The 25955-nt window shown below is 34.1% G+C and carries 21 protein-coding genes; 18 read left to right on the top strand and 3 right to left on the bottom strand.

What is annotated here, in order from left to right; all coding sequences use genetic code 11:
* Positions 1-18: 18 nt before the first annotated feature.
* The 15 genes from FJV36_RS05695 (at position 19) to FJV36_RS05625 (ending at position 19360) form a co-directional block, all read left to right on the top strand.
* Positions 19-2307, top strand: a complete 2289-nt coding sequence (locus FJV36_RS05695) for an NADP-dependent malic enzyme (RefSeq protein ID WP_158727821.1) — start codon at positions 19-21, stop codon at positions 2305-2307.
* 94 nt (positions 2308-2401) lie between these two features.
* Positions 2402-2983 (top strand): Holliday junction branch migration protein RuvA, encoded by a 582-nt coding sequence (gene ruvA / locus FJV36_RS05690; RefSeq protein WP_158980900.1) that lies wholly within the window; start codon positions 2402-2404, stop codon positions 2981-2983.
* Between the two features lie 25 nt (positions 2984-3008).
* Entirely contained in the window at positions 3009-10238 is a 7230-nt protein-coding gene (gene sprA, locus FJV36_RS05685; RefSeq protein ID WP_158980898.1) for a cell surface protein SprA, read from the top strand.
* A 93-nt stretch (positions 10239-10331) separates the two neighbouring features.
* A complete protein-coding gene (gcvH, locus tag FJV36_RS05680; RefSeq protein WP_158727818.1) occupies positions 10332-10712 on the top strand; it encodes a glycine cleavage system protein GcvH in 381 nt (126 codons plus the stop codon).
* On the top strand, positions 10705-11100 hold the full coding sequence (locus FJV36_RS05675) for a VanZ family protein (protein ID WP_158727817.1): 396 nt from the start codon (positions 10705-10707) through the stop codon (positions 11098-11100). The genes gcvH and FJV36_RS05675 overlap by 8 nt, the downstream gene beginning before the upstream one ends.
* A 139-nt stretch (positions 11101-11239) precedes the next feature.
* Entirely contained in the window at positions 11240-11983 is a 744-nt protein-coding gene (gene deoC, locus FJV36_RS05670) for a deoxyribose-phosphate aldolase (protein WP_158727844.1), read from the top strand.
* An 18-nt stretch (positions 11984-12001) separates the two neighbouring features.
* On the top strand, positions 12002-14125 hold the full coding sequence (locus tag FJV36_RS05665) for a gliding motility protein RemB (protein WP_158727816.1): 2124 nt from the start codon (positions 12002-12004) through the stop codon (positions 14123-14125).
* A gap of 106 nt (positions 14126-14231) precedes the next feature.
* Complete coding sequence (gene cyoE, locus FJV36_RS05660; RefSeq protein ID WP_158727815.1) at positions 14232-15134, top strand: heme o synthase; 903 nt, start codon at positions 14232-14234, stop codon at positions 15132-15134.
* 2 nt (positions 15135-15136) lie between these two features.
* Positions 15137-15724, top strand: coding sequence for a cytochrome c oxidase subunit 3 (locus tag FJV36_RS05655; RefSeq protein WP_158727814.1), 588 nt, complete (start codon positions 15137-15139; stop codon positions 15722-15724).
* Positions 15725-15766: 42 nt separating this feature from the next.
* Positions 15767-16744, top strand: a complete 978-nt coding sequence (locus FJV36_RS05650; protein ID WP_158727813.1) for a cytochrome c oxidase subunit 3 — start codon at positions 15767-15769, stop codon at positions 16742-16744.
* A gap of 18 nt (positions 16745-16762) precedes the next feature.
* On the top strand, positions 16763-17113 hold the full coding sequence (locus tag FJV36_RS05645; protein ID WP_158727812.1) for a cytochrome C oxidase subunit IV family protein: 351 nt from the start codon (positions 16763-16765) through the stop codon (positions 17111-17113).
* Between the two features lie 73 nt (positions 17114-17186).
* Positions 17187-17828 carry a hypothetical protein gene (locus FJV36_RS05640; protein ID WP_158727811.1) on the top strand — a complete coding sequence of 214 codons (642 nt, stop codon included), beginning with the start codon at positions 17187-17189 and terminating at the stop codon, positions 17826-17828.
* Between the two features lie 5 nt (positions 17829-17833).
* Entirely contained in the window at positions 17834-18520 is a 687-nt protein-coding gene (locus tag FJV36_RS05635) for an SCO family protein (protein ID WP_158727810.1), read from the top strand.
* Positions 18521-18522: 2 nt separating this feature from the next.
* Positions 18523-19107, top strand: a complete 585-nt coding sequence (locus tag FJV36_RS05630) for a DUF420 domain-containing protein (protein ID WP_158727809.1) — start codon at positions 18523-18525, stop codon at positions 19105-19107.
* A gap of 16 nt (positions 19108-19123) precedes the next feature.
* Complete coding sequence (locus tag FJV36_RS05625; protein ID WP_158727808.1) at positions 19124-19360, top strand: hypothetical protein; 237 nt, start codon at positions 19124-19126, stop codon at positions 19358-19360.
* Between the two features lie 20 nt (positions 19361-19380).
* On the opposite strand, the gene FJV36_RS05620 is transcribed toward FJV36_RS05625, so the two are convergent.
* The gene (locus tag FJV36_RS05620) at positions 19381-20781 is read right to left on the bottom strand and encodes a DUF4403 family protein (RefSeq protein WP_158727807.1); all 1401 of its coding nucleotides are present in this window, start codon (positions 20779-20781) and stop codon (positions 19381-19383) included.
* Between the two features lie 190 nt (positions 20782-20971).
* Here FJV36_RS05620 and FJV36_RS05615 point away from each other — a divergent pair, with 190 nt between their 5' ends.
* The 3 genes from FJV36_RS05615 to tsaB all read left to right on the top strand — a co-directional run bounded on the left by FJV36_RS05615 (position 20972) and on the right by tsaB (position 24471).
* Positions 20972-22405: a TolC family protein gene (locus FJV36_RS05615; RefSeq protein ID WP_158727806.1), complete on the top strand. Its 1434-nt coding sequence runs from the start codon at positions 20972-20974 to the stop codon at positions 22403-22405.
* A gap of 5 nt (positions 22406-22410) precedes the next feature.
* Entirely contained in the window at positions 22411-23718 is a 1308-nt protein-coding gene (locus tag FJV36_RS05610) for an efflux RND transporter periplasmic adaptor subunit (RefSeq protein ID WP_158727805.1), read from the top strand.
* Positions 23719-23799: 81 nt separating this feature from the next.
* The gene (gene tsaB, locus FJV36_RS05605) at positions 23800-24471 is read left to right on the top strand and encodes a tRNA (adenosine(37)-N6)-threonylcarbamoyltransferase complex dimerization subunit type 1 TsaB (protein WP_158727804.1); all 672 of its coding nucleotides are present in this window, start codon (positions 23800-23802) and stop codon (positions 24469-24471) included.
* A gap of 10 nt (positions 24472-24481) precedes the next feature.
* Here the strand turns inward: tsaB and FJV36_RS05600 are convergent, their stop codons facing one another.
* Positions 24482-25324, bottom strand: coding sequence for a mechanosensitive ion channel family protein (locus FJV36_RS05600; RefSeq protein ID WP_158727803.1), 843 nt, complete (start codon positions 25322-25324; stop codon positions 24482-24484).
* 81 nt (positions 25325-25405) lie between these two features.
* Positions 25406-25924 (bottom strand): hypothetical protein, encoded by a 519-nt coding sequence (locus FJV36_RS05595; RefSeq protein ID WP_199250855.1) that lies wholly within the window; start codon positions 25922-25924, stop codon positions 25406-25408.
* Positions 25925-25955 lie beyond the last annotated feature (31 nt).

The raw sequence follows: 25955 nt of genomic DNA, 5'->3' as shown, positions 1-25955 counted from the left end.
AGAATAAAAGCTAAAAAAATGGACAAAAATAACAAAAGAAGAGAAGCATTATTATACCACGCTAAGCCTACTCCAGGAAAAATTCAAGTTGTTCCAACCAAAAAATATGCTACGCAAAGAGATTTGTCACTAGCATATTCTCCAGGAGTTGCTGAGCCATGTTTAGAAATTGCAAAAGATATCAATAACGTTTACAAATATACTGCCAAAGGAAATCTAGTAGCCGTAATTACAAACGGTACTGCTGTTTTGGGTCTAGGGGATATAGGTCCCGAAGCTTCAAAACCAGTAATGGAAGGAAAAGGTTTGTTGTTTAAAATTTTTGCAGATATTGATGTTTTTGATATTGAAATAGGAACGAAAGATATTGAAGAGTTCATCCAAACGGTTAAGAATATTGCTCCTACTTTTGGAGGGATCAATCTTGAGGATATCAAAGCACCAGAATCTTTTGAAATAGAAAGGCGTTTGGTAGAGGAGTTAAATATTCCTGTAATGCATGATGATCAACACGGTACGGCTATCATTTCATCAGCGGCATTGTTGAACGCGCTTGAACTTGCTGATAAGAAAGCCGAAGAGGTTAAAATGGTGGTTTCAGGAGCAGGATCGGCGGCACTTGCTTGTGCTGATTTGTATGTTCTATTGGGTGTTAAGGTTGAGAATATTTTCATGTTCAACAGCAAAGGTTTGTTAACAAGTGACAACCCAAGTTTGTCTGAACTGCAATTAAAATATGCAAAAAATATCCCTTCAATGTCTCTTGCCGAGGCTTTAGTAGATGCTGATATTTTTCTAGGATTGTCTACAGGAGGATTAATGTCTCCAGAGATGCTGCTTACAATGGCTGATAATCCTATCGTTTTTGCTATGGCAAATCCGGATCCAGAAATTGATTATAATGTAGCTATTGCAACACGTAAAGATGTTATTATGGCAACAGGAAGATCAGATTTTCCTAACCAAGTTAATAACGTTTTAGGTTTTCCTTACATTTTTAGAGGTGCTCTAGACGTACGTGCTACCAAAATTAATGAAGCTATGAAAATGGCTGCTGTTAAAGCACTTGCTTTATTGACTAAGGAATCTGTTCCAGAACAAGTTAATGTGGCTTATGGAGCTACAAAACTTAATTTTGGTAGAGATTACATCATTCCAAAACCTTTTGATCCAAGATTAATATCTATTGTTGCACCGGCTGTAGCCAAAGCAGCTATGGAGTCTGGCGTAGCATTAAACCCTATTACAGATTGGAAAAAATACGAAGAAGAATTGAACGATCGTTTGGGTAACGATAACAAAATGGTTCGTTTGATTACCAATAGAGCCAAGATGGATCCAAAACGAATCGTTTTTGCCGAAGCAGATCATTTGGATGTTTTAAAAGCAGCTCAAATAGTACACGAAGAAGGTATTGGTTTCCCAATTTTACTAGGGAACAAAGAAATTATATTGGAACTAAAAGAAGAAATTGGCTTTGATGCTGATGTGCCTATTATTGATCCAAAAATTAAAGAGGAAGAGTCAAGAAGAAATAAATTTGCCTCAACGTACTGGTCTACAAGACAACGTCGCGGTATTTCACTTCTAGATGCTCAAAAACTCATGCGCGAAAGAAATTATTTTGCAGCCATGATGGTCAATGAAAATGAAGCCGATGCACTGGTAACAGGACATTCAAGAAGTTATCCATCTGTAGTGAAACCAATGTTGCAACTGATTGATAAAGCAGCTGGCGCTTCAATAATTGCTACAACAAATATGATGATGACGGCTCGTGGGCCAATGTTTTTATCAGATACCGCAATAAACATCAACCCATCAGCAGATGATTTAGCCAAAATTGCAATCATGACTGCTAAAACTGCTAGAATGTTTGGAGTAGAGCCAGTAATAGCTATGGTGTCGTTTTCTAATTTTGGATCTTCATCAAATGAGAATGCTTCAAAAGTGCGTGAAGCTGTAGCCTTTTTACATAAGAATTATCCGGACATGATCATTGATGGAGAAATTCAAGCCGACTTTGCTTTGAACCCTGAAATGTTAAAAGAGAAGTTTCCATTTTCAAAACTAGCTGGGAAAAAAGTAAATACGTTGGTTTTCCCAAATCTAGAATCGGCAAATATTACGTATAAACTATTGAAAGAACTTAATAAGGTGGATTCAATAGGACCGATTATGTTAGGAATGGGTAAGCCAGTACACATTTTTCAATTAGGAGCAAGCGTTGAGGAAATGGTAAATATGGCGGCAATTGCAGTGATTGACGCTCAAGAAAAAGCTAGCAAGAAATCCAAACAAGTTTAATTTAATGTATTGTAAACAAGTTGTATCGTAATTTTTGCTAAGAAATTTATGCGTGTACAAATTTTATTATATTTGGAACTATTTAATAAACATCATGATAGCACACTTACAAGGGAAACTCGTAGAAAAATCTCCAACACATATTGTTATTGATTGTGGGGGTGTAGGCTACCATATAAATATTTCCTTACATACATATTCATTGTTACCCAATACCGATTTTGTAAAAGTATATACGCATCTTCAAATTAAAGAAGATGCGCATACACTTTTTGGGTTTATGGAAAAATCTGAAAGAGAAATTTTCAGACTCTTATTATCTGTTTCAGGGATAGGTGCAAGCATTGCTAGAACAATGCTGTCCTCACTTGATCCCAAACAAATTACAAATGCTATAGGATCTGCAGATGTAGTAACTATTCAATCCATTAAGGGAATTGGTAGTAAAACAGCACAGAGGGTGATACTTGACCTCAAAGAAAAAGTATTAAAACTTTATGATTTAGATGAAGTTTCTATGTCTCAAAGCAATACAAATAGAGATGAAGCGTTATCAGCATTGGAAGTATTAGGTTTTGTACGAAAAAGTTCGGAAAAAGTTATCGAAAAAATCGTCAAAGAACATCCAGATGCTACCGTTGAAACTATTATCAAACAAGCTTTAAAAAACCTCTAAAAGGGATTTAAGAAACAGGAGTTATATGCATAAAAATTGTATTTTTTGGCTTGTTCTATTATGTGGTTACATAGTGCATGCGCAAGTTAAAGATGGAACTCAAGATACGGTAAGTAAGGGTTTCTCTAAGGGGAAATTACAGCTTAAAAACCCACCCAGTATACTTTCATCCTACACCTATGACCCAGCTATAGACAGGTATGTATACACAAGCTCCTTTGATGGACTTTCTATAAATTACCCTATTATATTAACTCCAAAAGAATACGAAAAGTTAGTTTTGAAAGAGTCAATGCGCAACTATTTCAAGAAAAAAGTGGACGCAATTGATGGTAAAAAAGAGGGGAGTCAACTAGCAAAGAAAGATCTATTACCTAGATATGTAATTAAATCAGGTTTGTTTGAATCTATTTTTGGTAGCAATACCATTGATGTAAAACCTACAGGATCTGTTGAAATGGATCTGGGTTTGCGTTATACAAAACAAGATAATCCTTCATTTTCTCCTAGAAACAGGTCTAATCTTTCCTTTGATTTTGATCAAAGAATCAGCATGAGTTTGATGGGTAAAGTGGGAACAAGACTTAATGTAAATGCTAATTATGATACTCAATCTACCTTTGCATTTCAAAATTTAATAAAACTAGATTACGCTCCTACAGAGGATGATATCATTCAAAAGATTGAAGTCGGAAATGTAAGCATGCCTCTAAATAGCTCTCTTATACGTGGTGCTCAAAGTTTATTTGGTTTCAAAACCCAATTGCAATTTGGTAAAACAACTTTTACAGGAGTATTTTCAGAACAAAAATCACAAACAAAAAGCGTAGTAGCGCAAGGCGGAGGTACCATTGAAAACTTTGAAATGTTTGCTTTGGATTATGACAGTGATCGGCACTTTTTTTTATCGCAATATTTTAGAGACAGGTATGATAAATCACTTGTAAATTATCCTTTTATTGATAGTAGAGTTCAAATTTCTAGAATTGAAGTTTGGGTTACTAACAGGCAAAATAGGGTGACTACAACCAATAATAATTTGAGGAATATTATTGCTCTTCAAGATTTAGGTGAAGCTCAGCTCTCTGGAATTCCAGATAATGACGTTGTTGTGCTAGACCCATCTACAGGAATCTTTAATACTCCGGCTAATACTCCCTCAAGTAATGCCAATAATGATTATGATCCAGCGCAAATTGCTGCAGGGACAGGATTATTAAATGCTAACATTAGAGAAATTGCAACTTCAAATTCGGGTTTTAATACCACCGTACGTGAAGGTCAAGATTACTCTAAGCTGGAAAATGCTCGAAAATTAAACCCAAATGAGTATACTTTTAATCCGCAACTCGGATTTATTTCTTTGCAACAACGTTTGGCAAATGATGAGGTTTTAGCAGTTGCTTATCAATATACCATTGGAGATCAAGTGTATCAAGTAGGGGAGTTTGGTAATGATGGTGTTGATGCCACTGTGGTTACAGGTAGTACACCCGCTACACAAGCGATTATTTCTCAAAGTTTGATATTGAAAATGCTGAAAAGTAATTTAACCAATGTTAAAAATCCCGTTTGGAACTTGATGATGAAAAACATCTATCAAATACAAGGTGGATATCAGTTGAAACAAGAAGATTTTAGATTTAATATTTTGTACACTGATCCTTCTCCGCTAAATTATATTACTGAAGTTACAGGAACTCCTTTCCCTTCAAATCCGGATCCAGATAAAAAAGTTGCCGAAACGCCATTATTGAAAGTATTTAACTTAGATAAATTAAATTTCAATAACGATCCTCAAGCCGGAGGTGATGGTTTTTTTGACTTTATTCCCAGTTTGACAATTGATGCGCAAAACGGCCGTATCATGTTTACAACCAAGGAACCTTTTGGGGAATTGTTATTTTCTAAATTGTCTAATACTTCTTCAGAAAATTACAAAAATCCTACGACTTATAACGAAAATCAGCGTAAATACGTGTTTCAAAGTATGTATCGCGATACGCAAGCGCGTGCATTGCAAGACAGTGATAAAAATAAGTTTTTGTTAAGAGGAAAGTACAAATCCAGCGGAGGTGATGGAATTCCTATTGGGGCTTTCAATGTTCCACAAGGATCAGTCGTGGTTACTGCCGCAGGCAGACGCTTGGTTGAAGGGGTAGATTACAGTGTAAATTATCAATTTGGGCGTGTACAAATTCTTGATCCTTCACTTCAAGCTTCAAACACTCCTATAGAAGTGTCTTTAGAAAATAATTCTGTTTTTGGACAACAAACCAGACGTTTTATAGGCTTAAACGTAGAGCATAAAATATCAGATAATTTTGTGGTAGGGGGAACATTTTTAAAGATGACCGAGAGACCTTTTACACAAAAATCAAGTTTTGGTCAAGAGTCTGTAAATAATACTGTTTTGGGTTTCAATACAAATTATTCTACAGAAGTTCCTTTCTTGACTCGTCTTGTTAATAAATTACCAAATTTAGATACTGATGTACCCTCTAATTTATCCATAAGAGGAGAAGTTGCATTTTTGAAGCCAGACACTCCAAAAGCAGATCAGTTTCAAGGAGAGTCTACTATTTATGTAGATGATTTTGAAGGTTCTCAATCTACAATTGACATGCGTTCACCGCAGGCATGGAGTTTGTCATCAACTCCAGAGAAAACGGCAACAAGTACCTATGACTTTAATGGTAGCGCAATTGATTTAAGCTATGGCTTCAAACGGGCAAAACTGGCGTGGTATACTATTGATCCTATTTTTTATACCCAAAAACCACCCGGAGTTTCTGATGCAGATTTGTCATTCAACAAAACAAGAAGAGTGTTTAGTAGGGAATTATATCCCTTAACGGATATTGCACAAGGGCAAACACAAGTAATAAGCACGCTGGATTTAACTTATTTTCCATCAGAAAGAGGACCTTACAATAACAATAGTAACATAGCAGTTAATCCCACTGAAAATTTTGGTGGAATTATGCGTTCATTGAATTCAACAAATTTTGAGCAAGGAAATGTGGAGTACATTCAGTTTTGGGTTTTAGATCCGTACGTAGGTAATGGTGCAGCGCCACAATCAAATACAGGAAAGATCTATTTTAACTTAGGTGAAATTTCCGAAGATATTCTAAAAGATGGAAGAAAACAATATGAAAATGGTCTTGGGCCAGGTCAAATTGTAGTGAATCCAAGACCACTTTGGGGAGATGTTCCGGCATCACAATCCTTGATCTATGCATTTGATACGAATGTTAATAACAGACAAAATCAGGATGTAGGTCTTGATGGTTTGTCAAATACTAATGAAGCGTCTGTTTACACAAATTTTGCATCAGAGCTTGATCCAGCAGCAGATGATTATTCTTTTTATTTGAATGCCAATGGTACAATCATAGACCGATATAAAAATTACAATGGTGTAGAGAATAATTCTCCAGTAGATATTAATACAGCAAACAGAGGTTCAAGTACTGTACCTGATGTTGAGGATATTAATAGAGACAATACCATGAATACTATTAATGCCTACTATGAGTACAGTGTTGATATGCGTCCGGGGATGGATGTTGGACAAAATTACATTACCGATATTCGCAACACACAAGTGACCTTGCCTAATGGTTCCACTACTGAGGCAAGATGGATACAGTTTAAAATACCAGTGTCACAGCCTAAAAATGTTATCGGTTCTATCTCTGATTTTAGATCCATTAGATTCATGAGAATGTTTATGACAGGTTTTATTGATGAGGTTACAGTGCGTTTTGGTGCGCTTGACCTTGTACGCGGAGAATGGAGACGCTATACGAATACACTTGATTTTAATGACCCAAACCCTGATGATCTCCGCACCAATCTAGATGTTTTGGCTGTTAATATTCAAGAAAATAACAAGCGATGCCCTATAAATTATGTAACTCCACCGGCAGTTCAACGAGAACAATTATTTAACAACAACACGGTAATCAATCAAAACGAGCAATCACTTGCTTTACGTGTTTCTGGAGATGGATTAGAGCCACAAGATTCTAGAGCAGTTTTTAAAAATGTAAGTATAGACATGAGACAATTTAATAAATTGAAAATGTTTTTACATGCTGAATCACTGCCTAACGAGGTGGCGCTGAACGACAATCAGATGGTAGGTTTTATCCGTTTCGGAAACGATTTTAATCAAAATTTTTATCAAATAGAGATTCCATTAAAAGTAACATTACCCCCTGGTGGCAGTACTTCAGATTGTGGACCTTTGAGTCCAGAACTTGTTTGGCCAGCCGAAAACGAAATAGACTTACCTCTTGAATTATTGACTAGAATGAAAATTTTAGCCATGAAAGTAAAGGTAAATTCGCTTCCGCAAGACGGGATTTATTACCCAGATACTGATGCGTCAATTCCAGATGGAGATAAAACTAGTACGCTTAAACTTGGGATTAAAGGTAATCCTAATTTTGGTTTGGTAAGAACACTTATGGTGGGAATAAAAAACAATGATCCTCTAAATGACATAAAAGGAGAGGTTTGGTTTAATGAATTACGTTTGGCCGATATGGATAACAAAGGCGGAATGGCTGCTGTTTTAAATATTGATACCAATTTAGCTGATTTTGCTACCGTATCTGCTTCTGGTAAAAAAACTACAATAGGTTTTGGTTCCTTAGAACAAGGACCAAACGAGAGAAGTAGAGAGGACATACAGCAATACAACATTGTTACTAATGTCAATGTAGGGAAACTATTGCCGAAAAAATGGGGTGTGAATTTGCCATTTAACTATTCTGTAGGGGAAGAAACAATCACTCCAGAATACGATCCGTTCAATCAAGATATTAAGTTGAAACAATTATTAGAAAACACAACAGATCAAAATCAAAAAGATAATATTACTAGTAGGGCTATTGATTACACTAAAAGAACAAGTATCAATTTTATAGGGGTTAAAAAAGATCGTCAACCAGAGCAAAAACAACGTATATATGATCCTGAAAACTTCACTTTTTCTCAGTCTTTTAATCAAGTGGAACGTCATGATTTTGAGATAGAAGATTATGTAGATCAACAAGCCAATTCGGCGGTGGATTATGCGTATACTTTTAAAACAAAACCTGTTGAACCCTTTTCAAAAACAAAGTTTTTAAAGAAAAATAATTATTGGAAATTGTTGAGCGATTTTAATTTTAATTATTTGCCCTCAACCATTTCTTTTAATACTAATATCAATAGACAATACAACCGTCAACAATTTCGTCAGGTTGAGGTAGAAGGAATTGGACTTGATCCTTTGTTTAGAAGGAATTTTGCATTTAATTATCAATATGGTTTTAATTACAACCTTACAAAATCATTAAAACTAAATTATACAGCTTCCTCTAGTAATATTGTGAAGAGCTATCTCAACGAAGACAATGAACCTATTGATAGTTTTACAATATGGGATAGTTACTGGGATATGGGTGATCCTAACCAACACATGCAACAGTTGGTTGTAAATTACGAATTGCCTATTAATAAAATTCCGATATTGAGTTTTATAAAAGCAACCTATTCTTATACGGGTGATTACAGCTGGTTGCGTACTTCCAATGCTTTATCAAAAATTCCAATAGGAGGACAGGATTATAATTTAGGAAATACCATTCAAAATGCAAGTTCAAGTAATTTGAATGCAAGCTTGACTATGGAAACGTTGTATAAATATTTAGGCATTTCAAAAACTAGTAAAAAAGCAGCTCCAAAGCCCAAAACAGGTCCGCCTAAACCGGGTGAGAAAATTGTAAATACAAATGTTGCTGCAGCCACAGCTAAAAACGGTGCTTTTGTAGATGGGTTGTTAGGAGTGCTTACTAGTGTCAAAAATATTCAGGTAAACTATACGCACAATAGTGGTACTGTTTTACCCGGGTATACACCGGGCGTTGGTTTTCTGGGGTCTTCTAGGCCTTCATTGGGCTTTGTTTTTGGAAGCCAAGATGACATACGTTTTGAAGCAGCAAAAAAGGGTTGGTTAACGAACTACCCAGACTTTAATCAAAATTATGCTCAAGTAGATAATAAAATTTTGAAGGCTACCGCAAATATTGATTTGTTTCCTGATATGAAAATAGATTTAACCTTTGACAGAGCATTGTCTCAAAATGATTCAGAGCAATACGATGTTTCAAACGGGATATACAATCCAAGATCGCCTTTTAGTACAGGAATTTTTTCTATCTCTACCGTATTGATCAAAACGTCTTTTTCGGCAAGTGATCAAAACGCTTCACAAGCATTTGATGATTTTAGAGAAAACAGACTTGTAGTAGCAAATAGATTAGCCACAGATTATTATGGTGCTACTGTGCCTAGATACAATGCTACGGCGTTACCGGCAGAAAACGCAGGCGTTCCTATTACAGATTTGGCTAATCCAGATAATTCTAAGAGAAGGCAGATTATAATAAACGATGGGTTTCCTGTGGGTTACGGAAAGAATAATCAATCCGTTTTGTTACCCGCTTTTCTTGCTGCTTATTCAGGCAATGATGCAGGAGGTGCTTCATTAGGTATTTTTAGGAGTTTCCCATTGCCTAATTGGTCTGTAAAATATAATGGATTAATGCGCTATTCTATGTTCAAGAAAAACTTTAAGCGCTTTTCATTGCTTCACAATTATAGAGCTTCCTATACTATCAATGCGTTTCGTTCTAATTTTGAATATGATAAAGATCCAAACGGTATTGATGCTAAAAGCGGTAATTTTCTTAATAAGACCATCATGTCAAATGTCAATTTAGTGGAGCAATTTAATCCTTTGCTTCGAATGGATTTTGAGCTTAAAAGTTCGCTCAAAGTACTTACTGAAGTTAAGAAAGACAGAGCACTATCAATGAGTTTTGACAACAATTTATTGACCGAGGTTAAGGGGGTTGAATATGTTGTTGGGCTTGGTTACAGGTTTAAAGATGTTGTTTTTTCATCGAGATTGGCTGATAATCCTACTGGAGTCATAAAAAGTGATATCAATCTCTCAGCAGATGTTACATATAGAAATAACGAAACGATAGTGCGTTATTTAGATTATAATAACAATCAGCTGGCAGGTGGACAAAATATTTGGACCGTAAAAGTTAAGGCTGACTATGCTTTTAGTAAAAATTTGACTGCCATTTTCTATTACGATCACTCTTTCTCAAAGGCTGTTATATCAACTGCTTTTCCACTTACCAACATCCGATCAGGATTTACGTTGCGTTATAATTTTGGAAATTAATTTTTAAATTCTAATCGGTAATTGAAGAGAAGATTGTTACATTTGTCAATAAATTCAAAAAAAAATAAAAACTAATAAATAATTACAATTTAAATGAACATACCTGCAAATTTAAAGTATACAAAAGACCACGAGTGGGTTAGTATAGAAGGCGATATCGCAACAATAGGAATCACTGATTTTGCTCAAAAAGAATTAGGTGATATTGTTTATGTAGAAGTTGAAACTTTAGATCAAACACTTGATAAAGATGAGGTTTTTGGTACTGTAGAGGCAGTAAAAACAGTTTCGGATTTATTTCTTCCTGTAGCGGGTGAAATCATTGCTTTTAATGAAGATCTAGAAAGTAATCCTGAAAGTGTAAACACAGATCCTTATGGAGCTGGATGGATGATTAAAGTTAAAGTGGCAAATATTGCTGATTTTGACACTTTATTATCAGAAGAAGCATATAAAGAATTAATAGGTGCTTAGAAAAATATTGCCATGGGCTTTAGTAATCTGGATAGTAACTGTAACTTTTTTTTGTTTGGTAACCTTTAGTAGTGTGCCCTTAGGAAGCGTTTCTAATTTGGATAAAATAGTACATGCATTTTTTTATTTGATATTTACAATTCTGTTTTACCTTTCTATTAAAAATAGCTTCTCAAATACGAGTAGTTTTAAAGCAATGACATTATCGTTTATTTGTTCGGTCTTGTACGGTGTTTTAATAGAAGTTGCTCAAGATAAATTTACAGCCACACGTCATGCCGATATTTATGACGTTTTAGCAAATACTACTGGAGCAACTATTGCGGTACTGCTAATTTTCTTTTCAAATAAAATACTATTATCAGAATCAAAAAAAATCTCACACTAGTGGGATTTTTTTTTGAAGTCTACTCGTCCTAATTTTTTTGTTCGCTATATTTCAAATTGTAATTTTTAAGTAGGCTTAGTGTAGAGATAAAATGTATTTTTGTAAACAAGATTTAGTAAAATCAATAATCAAGACGACTATGGATATTAGGCAATATTTAGATGCAACCTACTTAAAAACTCCAGATCAAGCTGGCCTTACTCTAGAGGATAATACCGCTGTTGTAAAAAAAAATGTGCAAGAAGCAATAGAGGAGGGGTTTAAACTAGTGATGATAAGACCAGATATGGTATCGTTAGCCAAAAAAATGATTATAGATGCTAATGCGGTCTTGCAAGTTGGTACTGTTATTGATTTTCCTAAGGGTGAATCCTGCGTTGAAGAAAAATTAGATGAAGCCCATATTGCTATTCAAAATGGTGCCGATGACTTGGATTTTGTGTGTAATTATAAAGCCTTTAAAAATGGTGAAATAGATCTTGTAAAGCAAGAAATATTTGAATGTACACAGCTTGGTTTGGATCATAATAAAGTAGTCAAGTGGATCATTGAAGTGGCCGCTTTAACAGATAAAGAGATTATTCAAATTTCTAGTTTGATTAAAAATGTAGTAGTGACTGCTTTTAGTCAAGAACAATTTTCACGCGTTTTTGTAAAATCCTCCACAGGCTTTTATGAAACGGAGACAGGTGTTCCCAATGGTGCAACTTTACATACCATAAAAATCATGCTTGATAACGCTTCTCCTTTGCCTGTAAAAGCAGCTGGTGGTGTACGTACTCATGAAGAGGCGGTAACAATGATAAATCTTGGTGTAAAAAGAATAGGAACTTCAGGAGCAAAAATAATTTCCGACGGTCAAAAGGCCACAATAGGATACTAAATTGTACAAATTTTAAGGATGAACAAAGTATTAACGTCACTGCTATTTTTATTTTCTATTTTAAGCGCAACTGCACAAGACAACTCTAATAATGGAAACCTTCCCGTCAATACATCAGAACGTTTCCCTGTGTTTGCAGAATGCAATTCTAAACAATTCAAGGCGCTGGAAAATTGTTTTTACAACCAAGTGCAAACCTATATTACTTCCAGTTTTAACGTGCCTCAAGAGTTGGTTACTTCTAATTTTAAGGGAAGTATAAAAGTGCTTTTTGAAGTTGACTCAAACGGTATCTTTAAGGTGATTCATGTAGATGCTACTGATGAGAAACTTATTTTAGAAACAAAGCGTGTTTTTGGTAAAATACCCAAAATTCAACCTGCAACATATAATGGAAATGTCACTTATTCAAGATTTACGTATACAATTGCAATTCCGTTGGTAAACAACACCATTATTGAAGGTGACTCTTTGGCGAAAGCCAAACCAAGTTTCACGAAAGATAAGATTTTAACAGAACTTGACAGCATTGTTTATAAAAAATTCGATAATCCAGAATTAGAAAGTCAATTGAATATTCCATTTTCACATGGTTATTATGCGCAATTTGATGCAGCGTTAAATCAAATGGGGAGTAATAATCATACAGCTTCAAAGCCATTTACGTATGCCGAAGTGTCTAAATATTACAATCTCAAAACAGTGCAAGCGTCTCTAATGAAGAAAGCCTATAGCTGGTGGTCTCGAAAATTATGGAATGAGAATATGGTTGCCATTCAAGGAGAAGGATATTGGTTTACACTTAATCCTATTGTAGATTTACAATTAGGGAAGGCTAGTAAAAGCAGTGATGCGTACACTTATGTAAACACAAGAGGACTTAATTTTAGAGGAGCTTTGGGGAAAAATTTGCATTTCACAACCACGGTTTTTGAGAGTCAAGGTCGTTTTGCTCCTTATTATAATGCTTATGCGGCTTCTATAAAGCCGGCAGGTGGTAATCCCGCCATAATTCCTGGAATAGGAATTGCTAAGGATTTTAAAACAACAGGTTTTGATTTTCCTTCGGCAGATGCTAATTTAACATTTACACCAAGCAAGCATATTGATATGCAATTAGGCTATGGCCGAAATTTTATTGGAGATGGTTACAGGTCATTGCTAGAAAGTGATGGCGCTAGTCCATATCCGTATTTTAAATTGAATACAAATTTCTGGAAGATTAAGTATACCAATACGTATTTGTGGCTCAAAGATGTGCGTCCTGAGGTAACCTTGGAACGTACCTATGCAACTAAGTTTATGGCTAATCATTATTTGAGTTGGAACGTTTCAAACAAGTTGAATTTGGGTTTCTTTGAATCGGTGGTCTGGACAAATACAAATGATAGAGGGTTTGATGTGAGTTTTGTTAATCCATTAATTTTTTACAGATCAGTAGAATTTACCTCTTCGGCAAGGAGTGGCAACGCAATATTGGGTCTAACTTTTAAGTACAAATGGAATAACCAGATCAATTTCTATGGGCAGTTTATTCTAGATGAATTTTCATTAAATGATGTGAAGGAGAGGAATAATAGTTGGAAAAATAAATATGGGTATCAGTTGGGAGCAAAGTATTACAATGCTTTTGATGTAGAAAATTTAACAGTACAATTAGAATACAATCACGTGAGGCCATATGTTTACTCTCATAGCATGCCAATTACAAATTATGCACACAACAATCAAAGTTTAGGGCATCAGTGGGGAGCTAATTTTAGCGAGTTAATCCTTTTAGCTCGTTATCGAAAAGAACGATATTACGCTGATGCAAAATTTACAATGGGAACCAGAGGTTTCGATTTTGATACCACTGAGAACGGATTTAATTATGGCGGCAACATCTACAAAGATTACGATGAGAAAAGACCTTTTAATTCCGATGTAAAAGTAGGTCAAGGGAATAAAACAGCCGTATTTATGGCGGATCTTCAAGTAGGATATGTAGTGAATCCGTCTACAAACCTTAAGATATTTGGAAGTTATATTTACAGAACATTTGACCCAACTAAAAATACATTAACTGCACAAAATCAAGACACGAGTTGGCTTAGTTTAGGTGTTAGAACTGATGTTTTTAATTGGTATTTTGACTATTAATAGACATCCATTTATTTTTATACTTTTTTGTGAATTGTTTTTTTGTCAAATCCCTTTTGATAGCCTACTTTTGCATAAGTTTTTAGAAATAAAATAAATAGTAGCATTGAGCGCATCACAAAGTACATTTTCATTAAAATCAGTTTATATAGACTTCAGGGAAATCACAAAAGCACGATTAGCGGTTAGTGTCGTTTTTTCGTCTGTTGCGGGATTTATGTTGGGTATCTATGACTTTCAGTCTTTAGATTGGATGGTGTTGTTAAAACTGGCAATTGGTGGGTATTGTATGGTAGGTGCATCAAATGCATTCAATCAAATCATTGAGAAAGATCTTGATGCTTTGATGGATCGTACAAAAGACAGGCCTGTTCCAGCAGGAAGAATGACACAAACCACAGCACTAGTTATTGCTGCGTTATTGACTATAGTAGGACTTGTGTTGTTGTATACTATAAATGGAAAAACAGCAATGTTTGGGGCTGTCTCTATATTTTTATATACGAGCGTTTATACGCCATTAAAAACAGTAACTTCGTTATCTGTATTTGTAGGTGCATTTCCAGGAGCAATTCCTTTTATGTTGGGTTGGGTTGCGGCAACTGGAGAATTTGGTATTGAAGCTGGGACTTTATTTTTAATTCAGTTTTTTTGGCAATTTCCACATTTTTGGGCCATTGGATGGTTTTTATATGAAGATTATGAAAAAGCAGGTTTTTTTATGTTGCCAACAGGGAAAAAAGATAAAGGAACAGCATTGCAGGTTATTTTATATACCGTTTGGTTGATATTAGCATCTTTATTGCCAGCCTTTGGTTATACAGGTAGGTTGTATATAACTCCAATTGCTGCAGGAATTGTTCTGTTATTGGGTTTGTGGATGTTGTTTTATGGTGTTAAGCTTTACCAATTAAAAACAGCAAAAGCAGCAAGAACACTGATGTTAGTTAGTGTTTCATATATTACATTATTACAATTAGTATACATATTTGATAAATTTTTAAGATAGTTATGGAAATGACAATGACAGCCGAAGAGCAAAAAACCAGAACAAATAGATCTTATAAATTGATCCTTTTGTTCGCAATGGCAAGTATGACCATGATGTTTGCAGGACTCACAAGTGCTTTTGTAGTGAGTAAATCAAGAGCAGATTGGTTAAAAGACTTTCAACTGCCAGTTGCATTTTATTACAGTACTGCTGCTATTGTAGGTTGTAGTGTAACTTTTCATTTGGCTAAAAAAGCAATACAAAAAAACAATAATAGCGCCACAACAATGTATCTTTTGACTACATTGGGACTTGGTATTTTATTTGTAATTTTACAGTTTGTAGGTTTTGGACAAATAGTAGAAAGTGGGTATTATTTTACTGGAAGCGGGAGTTCAATTACTACTACATTTTTATATGTAGTAACGGTTGTGCACTTAATTCACCTTGCTGGTGGTGTTATTTCGCTGTTAATTATAATTTATAATCATTTTAAACAAAAATACAACTCATCTCAAACCCTTGGTATAGAACTAGGTGCAATGTACTGGCACTTTCTGGACTTATTGTGGGTTTATTTGTTTTTGTTTTTATATTTCTTTAAATAAGAAAAAAACGTAAATTTGGGAACTTTTTAACGAATAACTTTTATGGAAGCGACAGTTACTACTGCAAATAGTGAAGAAAAAACTTGGGGAGGCGGCAATGAGCCAATGGGAGCAAGTTATGGCAAATTAATGATGTGGTTTTTTATCGTATCAGATGCTTTAACGTTCTCTGGATTTCTAGCCGCGTATGGTTTTTCTAGATTTAAATTTATTGAGACATGGCCATTGGCTGATGAAGTGTTTACTCACTTTCCGTTCTTACACGGAGTTTCAGCGCCAATGTATTATGTGGCATTAATGACTTTTATTTTGATTTTCTCGTCGGTAACTATGGTTTTAGCCGTAGATGCTGGTCATCAAATGAAGAAAGACAAAGTGGTTTTGTACATGTTTTTAACCATCATTGGAGGTTTTATTTTTGTTGGTTCTCAAGCTTGGGAGTGGAAAAACTTTATCAAAGGAGAGTACGGGGCAATTGAAACAAAAGGAGGTAGTTTACTTCAGTTTGTTGATAAAGACGGAAAACGTGTAGCACTTGCTGATTTTGCAGTGACATTACCGGAAGAGCGTGAACAGCTTAAAAGAAACAAAGCTAAATGGTTTATGGAAGAGGGTGAATTACCATCTTACTCTGTGGCAGAGGTGCAAGCTGGTTTCAAAGCTCATCCAGATTTATTGGTTAGAACAGAAGTTGTAAATGCAAAAAAGCAAAAAACTATTCTTTCAAGAAAAGATTCAGAAGCTAGATTATCTCAAGCACATTATGTTGTAGAGGGTGCCAACTTAATTAGAAATGAATATGGTAGTAAGTTATTTGCTGATTTCTTCTTTTTTATTACAGGATTTCACGGATTTCACGTGCTCTCAGGAGTAATTATCAATATCATAATCTTTTTTAATGTACTATTAGGTACTTATGATAAAAGAAAAAGTTACGAAATGGTAGAAAAAGTAGGTCTATATTGGCACTTTGTAGATTTAGTTTGGGTATTTGTATTTACAGTTTTCTATCTAGTTTAATTTCTAAAAAAAATTATTATGTCACACGAACACGCATCAAACGTAGGTAGAATCTGGAAAGTATTCGGAATATTATCTGCTGTAACCATATTAGAAGTTATTTTGGGTATTTTTAAACCAGAATCGCTTCACATGAATAGTTTAATGGGTATGAACCTGCTAAATTGGATATTTTATTTGCTAACTATTTACAAAGCATATTATATCGTTTGGGCATTCATGCACATGGAAGGTGAAAAGAGCTCCTTAAGAAACGCAGTTGTTTTCCCGCTTATATTTCTGATATTATACATCCTTTTTATCTTTCTTACTGAAGGGGATTATATTTATGAGGTTTTTAAAAACTCCACTATTAAATGGAATTTTTAACAAGATATTAATTCAATAAAAGGGTACGCATTGCGTACCTTTTTTTATTTTTGTACTATATATTTAAAATGTGATGAAAAAAAATATTGTCCTATTTGTTCTCTTTATTTTGCCAATAGTTGCTTATTTGTTTTTTGCTTCGGGAGTTAATGGCTACACTAAATTACCTATTATTACTCCTAATACCGCTGATTTTGGTGCGTGGAAAACTTTAGATAGCAAACCTGTAACTTTAAATGGGAAAGTTACTATTTTGGGGTTTTGTGGTGCTGAATTACTTAAAAACAGAGGTAATCTTTTTAATTTAAATCAGAAAATTTATCAACGTTATCATGAATTTAAGGACGTGCAGTTTGTAATGGTTTGTCCTAATGGTACTGAAAATGATGCAAAAAAAGTCGTAGATGCTTTAGGTGCTTTTACAGATGTTGCTCAATGGAGATTTGTTTTTGCGTCACCTGAGGCTATAGCAGCTTATTATGCGCAATTAAAACTGGTAGAAAAACTGGATGATAAGTTGGGGACTCCAAAGGTTTACATCATTGATAAAAAAAGAAATTTACGTGGGCGTAAATTAGTAAAAGATGTAATGGAAGGATATAGTACGTTTCATCCGGCTGAATTAAGCAATGAAATGCTGGACGATTTTAAAGTTATTCTATATGAGTATAGAGCTGCACTCAAAAAAAATAACAATGCTACAAGAAAAATTTAATTGTTATGTTTAAAAATAAATCTTACATCGGTATTTCATTTATTATTTTGGTATTTGGTATTTATGCCATACCTAAGATTGTGGATCGTATTAAAAATGATAAAATTGTTCAAGGTGATAGACTTGATAATGTAAATCCCGTAGTTGCCGAAGAGGGAAAGCTTTTGAAAATAGGTGCTGCGCCTAAGTTTGAACTTAGAAATCAAGATAATATAAAAATTACAAACGAAACTTATCAGGGTAAAGTATATATTTTAGAATTCTTTTTCACTACTTGTCCTACTATTTGTCCGAAGATGAATGAAAGTATGTTGCTTATTGAAAAGAAGTTTTTTGGTAATCCTAACTTTGGTATTGCTTCTATAACTATTGACCCTGTTACGGATACTCCTGCGGCATTAAAGGTGCATTATGATTTGTTAGGAGTTCGGTCTAAAAATTGGAATTTTTTAACTGGTGATAAAGAGTATATTTTTAAATTGGCAAACAAAGGCTTTAACTTGTATGCTGGTGAGAACAAAAAAGTGGCCGGAGGGTTTGAACATTCTGGTTTATTTGCATTGATTGACAAAAACGGAAATATTCGTTGTCGTAATGATGAATTTGGTAATCCTATTTTATATTATGATGGACTCGATAAAAAAGGAGTTAGAAACCTACAACAAGATATTAATATTTTATTAGAAGAATAGATATGAAAAACAATTCCTTAGAACAAAAATTCAACAAATACATCATTGCGGTATCTATAGTAATCCCTGTAGTGGTAGCTATTTTATTTAAAATTAAACTAAAAGATTTTGGAATTGATGTAGCGCCTTTATCTTTTTTACCGCCTATTTATGCAACTACAAATGGTATTACAGCGGTTTTACTTGTAGCTGCTGTTGTAGCTATTAAAAACGGTAATAGAAAATGGCATCAGTATTTTATGACTACAGCAATTGCTTTATCGCTTGCTTTTTTAGTGATGTATGTTGCGTACCACATGACCAGTGACTCTACTGTTTTTGGTGATATTAACCATAATGGCTTATTAGAGGATTCAGAAAAAGGGAGTGTAGGATCTTTACGTATTGTGTACTTATTGATTTTGATAACACATATTATTTTATCTATTGCTATTATTCCTATGGTTTTGATTACTTATGTACGAGCAATAGGTCAAGATTTTGTTGCACACAAGAAGATTTCGAAAATTACTTTTCCAATATGGTTATATGTTGCAGTAACGGGTGTTGTTGTCTATTTCATGATTGCGCCTTATTATAGTTATTAATTTTACAGTTTGAAAGATGAAGTTAATTAATCCTTGTGGGAGTAAGTTTTGGTTTCTTTTTATAGCTTTTGTTTGGAGTGCAAGTATAAATGCTCAATGTGCTATGTGTAGAGCTGCGCTTACAAGTGGTGATAATACTACTCAAGCTGCTGCTGTAAATGATGGGATTGTATATCTAATGGTGATTCCATATTTACTAGTTGCAATTATTGGGTATTTAATCTATAAAATGAAGAAAAATAAGGCTTCGTGATTTATTGTTTCTATCAATGTTTATTTTAAACCATTGATAGAAACATTTATTTTTCCTTTAACTTTTACAAATGCTATAATAGCTTGATTGGTAAGTTGTATTTTTTGGAATTCTATTTCTTCCATTTTTCCATTTACAAATACGCCCTGCATGGGAGAGTAATTTTTTAGATAACCCAACATACTTTTTTGGCCTTCGTCAAGGTTTGGTTGAATAGAATACCTACAACTTTGTTTTATTTTTTTTAGAATCAATGTTTGAGCCAGCCAGTTTGCGGTTCGCATTAATTTGTTTTTTGTATCCAATGCATAGTCTAGTTCTTCAAAATAAATTTCTTTTGTTTTGTCATTATATTGAGGTATGCCAGATAAGTACAACATTCCATTTACACTCCCTAATACATCCAAGGCAATAATCATTTTTCCTTTTTTGTGCCAAATGTCTACGTTTTGTACTTGAATTTTTTTGGACCCCGATCCAAATTCTTGTCCTTTAAAATTCTTAGTCATTATTTTAGACGCTTCTTGATAGGAGGATATAGCAATAATGTTTGCATCGATATCATTAGGAATTTTTGTAACCGGTTTAAGAGTAATCTTAGAGGCATTAAACTTTGATTCAGGTTGTTTTCCTATAAAAGTTTCCATATTGCACTTCATTCCCATCTCAATAAGAAATGCGTCATTTTTTAAGCTTGCTGTAGTGGTGTAGATGTCTAAGGGTACTATTCGTAACCAGCTTTCATAAGTTTCATTCATTAAAAAAGGAGTGGTTATTTTTTCTAACGCACTCAAGACATTTGGTTTAAAATCCACTGATTTTCCTATGGCTTCATCAATTTTACGTTCAATTTTTGATTTAAATATTTTGATTGCAGGATTGATTAGATAGGTTACGGGTACATTTTTCCCAAAAACAATCATGGTAGGACTTTCGTTCCAATCAAGTGATTTTAATTCGGTTTTAGTGTTTAATTTCCAATTTGTTAAGGTAATATCACTAGATAAGGTCACAACGCCATCTAGATTAAATTCTCTTGTATCATAGAGTTCTATCCCCATTTTTTTGGTGCCAATTCTGTATTTTATTATAGCTTTTAAAGGTAGAATTGTCTTGATTTTTTCTCCTTTTTCGGATGTAATTGTTATTGGGGCTTGTTTCCAAACTTTCATTTCAATGTCATCGTCCTCAATGGTATTGTCCTCATAGATCAAACCAGTTAATACTTGATTAGTTTGATTCTCTATATCTTTTAACTTTACCGATATTGGTAGATTGATATAGGACGGAAGATTTTCATAAACCAATGGCACAGCATCGTCTGGTTCAGGTTTTAAAGCATTTATCTTGTTTGTAGTGGCGCAAGAGCCACATGAAATTATAGCTACAAAAACAAAAATGATTCGAAAGAAGGTGTACATTTAATTAATTTTAGAAAACAAAATTAGTAAAACAATTCTTTTTTTATGATTTTTTGTAACAAATGCTACGAACGAAAGTCTTATTGTTTAATTATTGATTTTGAAAGGCTATACTTTGGAGTTTCAGAGATTATAATTAAACTAAGTTAAATGTGTTTGATCCATAATTCAGGCAATTATTTAAAAAAATATGAAAAGAAATAGTTTTTTTAGTTTGTTCATTGTTCTTGTAGGAATGTCTGTTCACGGACAAGCCAAAAAATGGACCTTGCAAGAATGTGTAAACTACGCCATTCAAAACAATATCTCTATTAAGCAATCAGCTCTAGATACTAAAACGGCATTGATTGATAAGAGAGGTGCTATTGGTAATTTTTTACCATCATTGACTGCCAGTGCTTCTCACTCGTGGAACATTGGTTTAAACCAAGATATTACAACTGGTTTGTTGCAAAATCAAACCACACAATTTACTTCTGCGGGGGCAAATGTAGGAATTGATATTTACAAGGGTTTACAAAATCAAAACACCTTACGTAGGTCTAATTTATCCCTAGTTGCTGCCAAGTATCAGTTGTTAAAAATGCAGGAAGATGTGGCCTTAAACGTAGCGAATGCTTTTTTACAAGTGCTTTTTAACAAAGAAAACTTAAAAGTACAAAAGCAACAGCTTGGCATTAATGAAAAGCAATATCAACGTTCAGAAGAGTTAGTAAATGCAGGCTCCATACCAAGAGGTGATTTATTAGATATTAAAGCTACTATAGCAACAAACAATCAAAATATAATTGCTGCCGAGAATGCTTTGCTAATTTCTAAATTGAGTTTATCACAATTGTTGCAGCTTAAGGAATTTGAAAACTTTGATGTAGCAGACGATACTGATGTAAAGGATGAGAATAATATCATGATGCAAAATCCTAATGCCATTTATAATAAAGCATTAGAAGGAAGAACAGAATTGAAAATTGCCAAAACTAATTTAGAAATTGCTGAAAAAGATGTTGCTATTGCACGGGGTGCTTATCAACCCACTATTCAAGGTTTTTATAGCTTTAATTCTAGAGTAGCCTATAGTGATAGAGTAGTTGGAAAAACACAAAGTACTGAAGATCCTACCTCACAAATAGGATTTGTAGAAGGTACAAATCAAAATGTTTTGACTCCAAATTATTTACGAGTTTTAGGGAAACCGGCTCCATTTTTCAATCAGTTTAGCGATAATAAAGGGCACTCTTTTGGAATTCAAATGTCTGTTCCTATCTTTAATGGATTTTCTGTAAAAAACAATGTAGAGCGTTCTAGGGTAAATCTAGAACGATCAAAAATTGCGGTTGAACAACAAGACTTAGATTTACAAAGAAATGTTTACACGGCATTTGCTGATGCTAAAGGAGCTTTAAAATCATACGAATCGGCTGTAATTGCCGTTGAGGCAAGACAAAATGCTGTTGATTTTGCAAAGGAGCGTTTTAATGTGGGGCTAATGAACTCATTCGATTACAATCAAGCCCAAACATTGCTTACTAATGCACAATCTGAAGTATTGAGAACCAAATACGATTATATCTTTAAAATTAAAATATTAGAATTCTATTTTGGAATTCCTCTTATCAAAAACTAATTATTATGTCAAAAAAAACAGTTTATATCCTAATAGGTGGTGCAGTAGTAATTATTGCGGGTTTAATTGCTCTTTCTAAATCTGGGGTTATAGGTAAAAAAGATGTAGGTACCGAGGTAGAAACCGCACAAGTAATTCCATCTACAATAATTGAAACGGTATCTGCTACTGGAAAAATTCAACCAGAAATTGAAGTTAAAATATCATCTGAAGTTTCGGGAGAAATCATAGCTTTAAATGTAAAAGAAGGCCAAGTGGTGAAAAAGGGAGATTTACTAGTGAAGATCAATCCAGATTTATACACGTCTGGTTACAACAGATCGGTATCTAACTTATCCGGGACTAAAGCAAGTTTGAGTCAAGCAGATGCTTCTTTCAAAGAAGCAAAAGCAAATTACGATAGAAACAAAACGTTGTTTGATAAAGGAATTATTTCAAAGTCGGATTGGGACAAGGCTACTGCTTCGTTTGAAGTTGCCAAAGCAACAAAACAATCAGCTTATTACAACGTTCAAAGCGCTTCTGCAACAGTAAGCGAAGCTAAAGATAATCTAGGACGTACAACTATTTATGCGCCTGCTGATGGCACTATTTCTATGTTGAATGTAGAATTAGGAGAGCGTGTTTTAGGGACTCAACAAATGACTGGAACCGAAATTTTGAGAGTAGCCAACTTGAATAATATGGAAGTTGAAGTAGATGTTAATGAAAATGATATTGTAAAAATTAAAGTGGGAGATGAGGCTAATGTTGAAGTAGATGCTTATCTAAAAAAACAATTCAAAGGTGTTGTTACAAGTATCTCAAATTCTGCGAGTTCAGCATTAACTGCAGATCAGGTAACTAATTTTAAAGTTAAAGTAAGAATATTAAAAGAATCGTACGAAGATTTATTAGAAGGCAAACCAAATACCTACTCTCCTTTTAGACCAGGTATGACGGCTACCGTTGACATTATTACTGAAACAAGAAGCAATGTACTTGCGGTTCCTATTAGTTCAGTTGTAGTAAAATCAGATACTGCTGCCGTAAAAGAAATAAAAGTTGAAGATTCAGATGAGGAATCAAAAGAGGCTGCACCTAAAAGCGACAAGAAATTTGAGTGTGTTTTTGTTAAAGTAGGAGATAAAGCAAAAATTAGAATTATAAAAACGGGTATTCAAGATGATACTAATATCGAAATCTTAACCGGCTTGAAAAAAGGGGATGTCATTATAACAGGACCTTATGCTACGGTCACAAAAGAATTGAACTCAGGTGATAAAGTAGCAATTGCAACTGATAAAGATAAAAAGGACAAGGACAAGAAGTAATCTATTACACTTACCATTTTGAAATCACAATCATAAAATCTAATTTTGTGATTGTGATTTTTAATTTAAACAAAAACCAAATTGAGTTATATACTAAACATTGAAACCGCTACTAAGAATTGTTCTGTTTCATTAGCTAAAGATGGAGTAACAATCCTTTGTAAAGAAATTGCAGAAGAAGGATATTCACATGCAGAGCGACTACATGTTTTTATAGAAGAAATTTTTAAAGAATCAGGTTATAATCTCAAAGATTTATCTGCCGTTGCAGTTAGTCAAGGTCCAGGTTCTTATACTGGTTTGCGTATTGGTGTATCAGCTGCAAAAGGATTGTGTTTTGCATTAGATATTCCACTAATAGCTATAGATACGCTGGAAACTCTTGCGGCACAAGCCAAAATTAATAAGGGTCTAATCATTCCGATGATTGATGCTCGAAGAATGGAAGTTTACAGTGCTATATTTGACTCTAGACTTGAAAAAAAGCGTGAAGTTCAGGCTCAAATAATAGATGAGAATTCATTTGATGACCTTCAAGATGATTTGTATTTTGTGGGAGACTGTGCTGTAAAATGCAAAAACCTACTCAATAAAAGCAATCATTTTTTTCTAGAGACTTTAATTTTTCCTTCGGCTAACGAAATGAGTTTTCTTAGTTTTGAAAAATTCAAAATAAACGACATTGTTGATGTCGCTTATTTTGAACCCTATTATTTGAAAGACTTTATGATAACTACTCCTAAAAAAAAGTAAATTGTGCTAACTAGTTTTTGGTTGCAGTGTTTGATATGTATGATGATTCTTTAACAAACGGTTGCATAGTAATTCCAGCAATATCAAAGGCTTCTTTACATCCTTGAAGCGTTTCTGCACATACATTTCCAAAATCCTCATTTGTTGCCCATGGTCTAACAGCAAGTTGAATTGCATTGTCTGTTAATATTTTGACAGCAACTTCGGCTTCTGGTGTTTTTAAAACCTTAGGGTTGTTTTCCAAAACTGCAGTTATGATGTCTTTCGCAATTTTAATATTGGTGTCATAGGATATTGCAATAGTTAAGTCAGCTCTTCTAATTTTTTCCATAGAATAGTTAGTGATATTCCCATTTGATAAGGTACCGTTAGGAATAAAAATAGTTTGATTGTTTCCTGTGATTAATTTGGTAACAAAAATTTGTATTTCACTTACTGTTCCTGTTACACCTTGTGCTTCAATTGTGTCGTTTACACGAAATGGTTTGAAAAGGATAATTAACATTCCGCCTGCAAAATTTGAAAGAGATCCTTGTAATGACAGTCCCACGGCAAGTCCCATAGCTCCTAAAATTGCTACAAAAGAGGATGTTTCGATTCCTAATTTAGAGATAAAGGAGACAAACAGTATTACTCGTAAAACCCAAAGTAAAATATCAGCTAAAAACCGAGTTAGGGTAGGGTCTAAATCTCTCTTGACCATTAAGGTTCTAATAAATCGATTGATTAATCGGATGATGTATAATCCAGCGATTAGGATGATAAATGCCGAAATTAATTTGGGAGAATAATCAATTAATACCTGCGCAAAAGTATTGGCGTAACTAGTGATTTGATTTGGGTCTAAATTCATAATTGTAAAATAAAAAACCCTCTCAATAGGAGAAGGTTGGTTTTGTGGGTCAAAAATACAATTATTTTATTTTTTATTAAATTAATCCGCGTCTTCTTCAATTTTATTTACAACTTCTTTTGTTTCTGTTGTAGCAATTTCTTTTCCGTCGTCAGCTAAAGCTACGGCTTTCTCAGCAGTGTTTTCAATTGCTTTTTTTGCATCATCGGTACCGTCAGCAACTGCATCGCTCGTGTGATTCAGTTTTTCTTTTACAGTATCGGTAATGTTTTCTAAAGTTTCTTCGGCTTTATCAGCAAATTCGGCTACTTTTTCTTTTGCTTGTCCAGCAAACTCCTCTGCTTTATCCATAATAGGCGCTGCGTGTTCTTTGACTTTATCGATCGTTTCTTCAGCAAAATTTTCCGCTTTTTCAAGGTAAGGAGCTGCGGTTTCTTTGACTTGTTCTAGTTTATCTTCAATGAAATCTTCGGCTTTATCTAGATAAGGTGCTGCAGTGGCTTTTGCTTGCTCTAGTGTTGCTTCGGCTTTATTGGCCAGTTCAGCCGTCGTTTCTTTGGCAGAGCCAAATAAATTTTTAAAAAAAGTGGTTAGTCCCATGGTGTTTTTTATTTGATTAGTCCGACAATGT

This window comes from Flavobacterium sp. I-STPP5a (assembly GCF_009764685.1).
In the GTDB taxonomy this organism is placed as follows: Bacteria; Bacteroidota; Bacteroidia; order Flavobacteriales; family Flavobacteriaceae; genus Flavobacterium.
The sequence above is the reverse complement of the archived record's forward strand: the minus strand, read 5'-3'. Positions and strand labels throughout refer to the sequence as shown.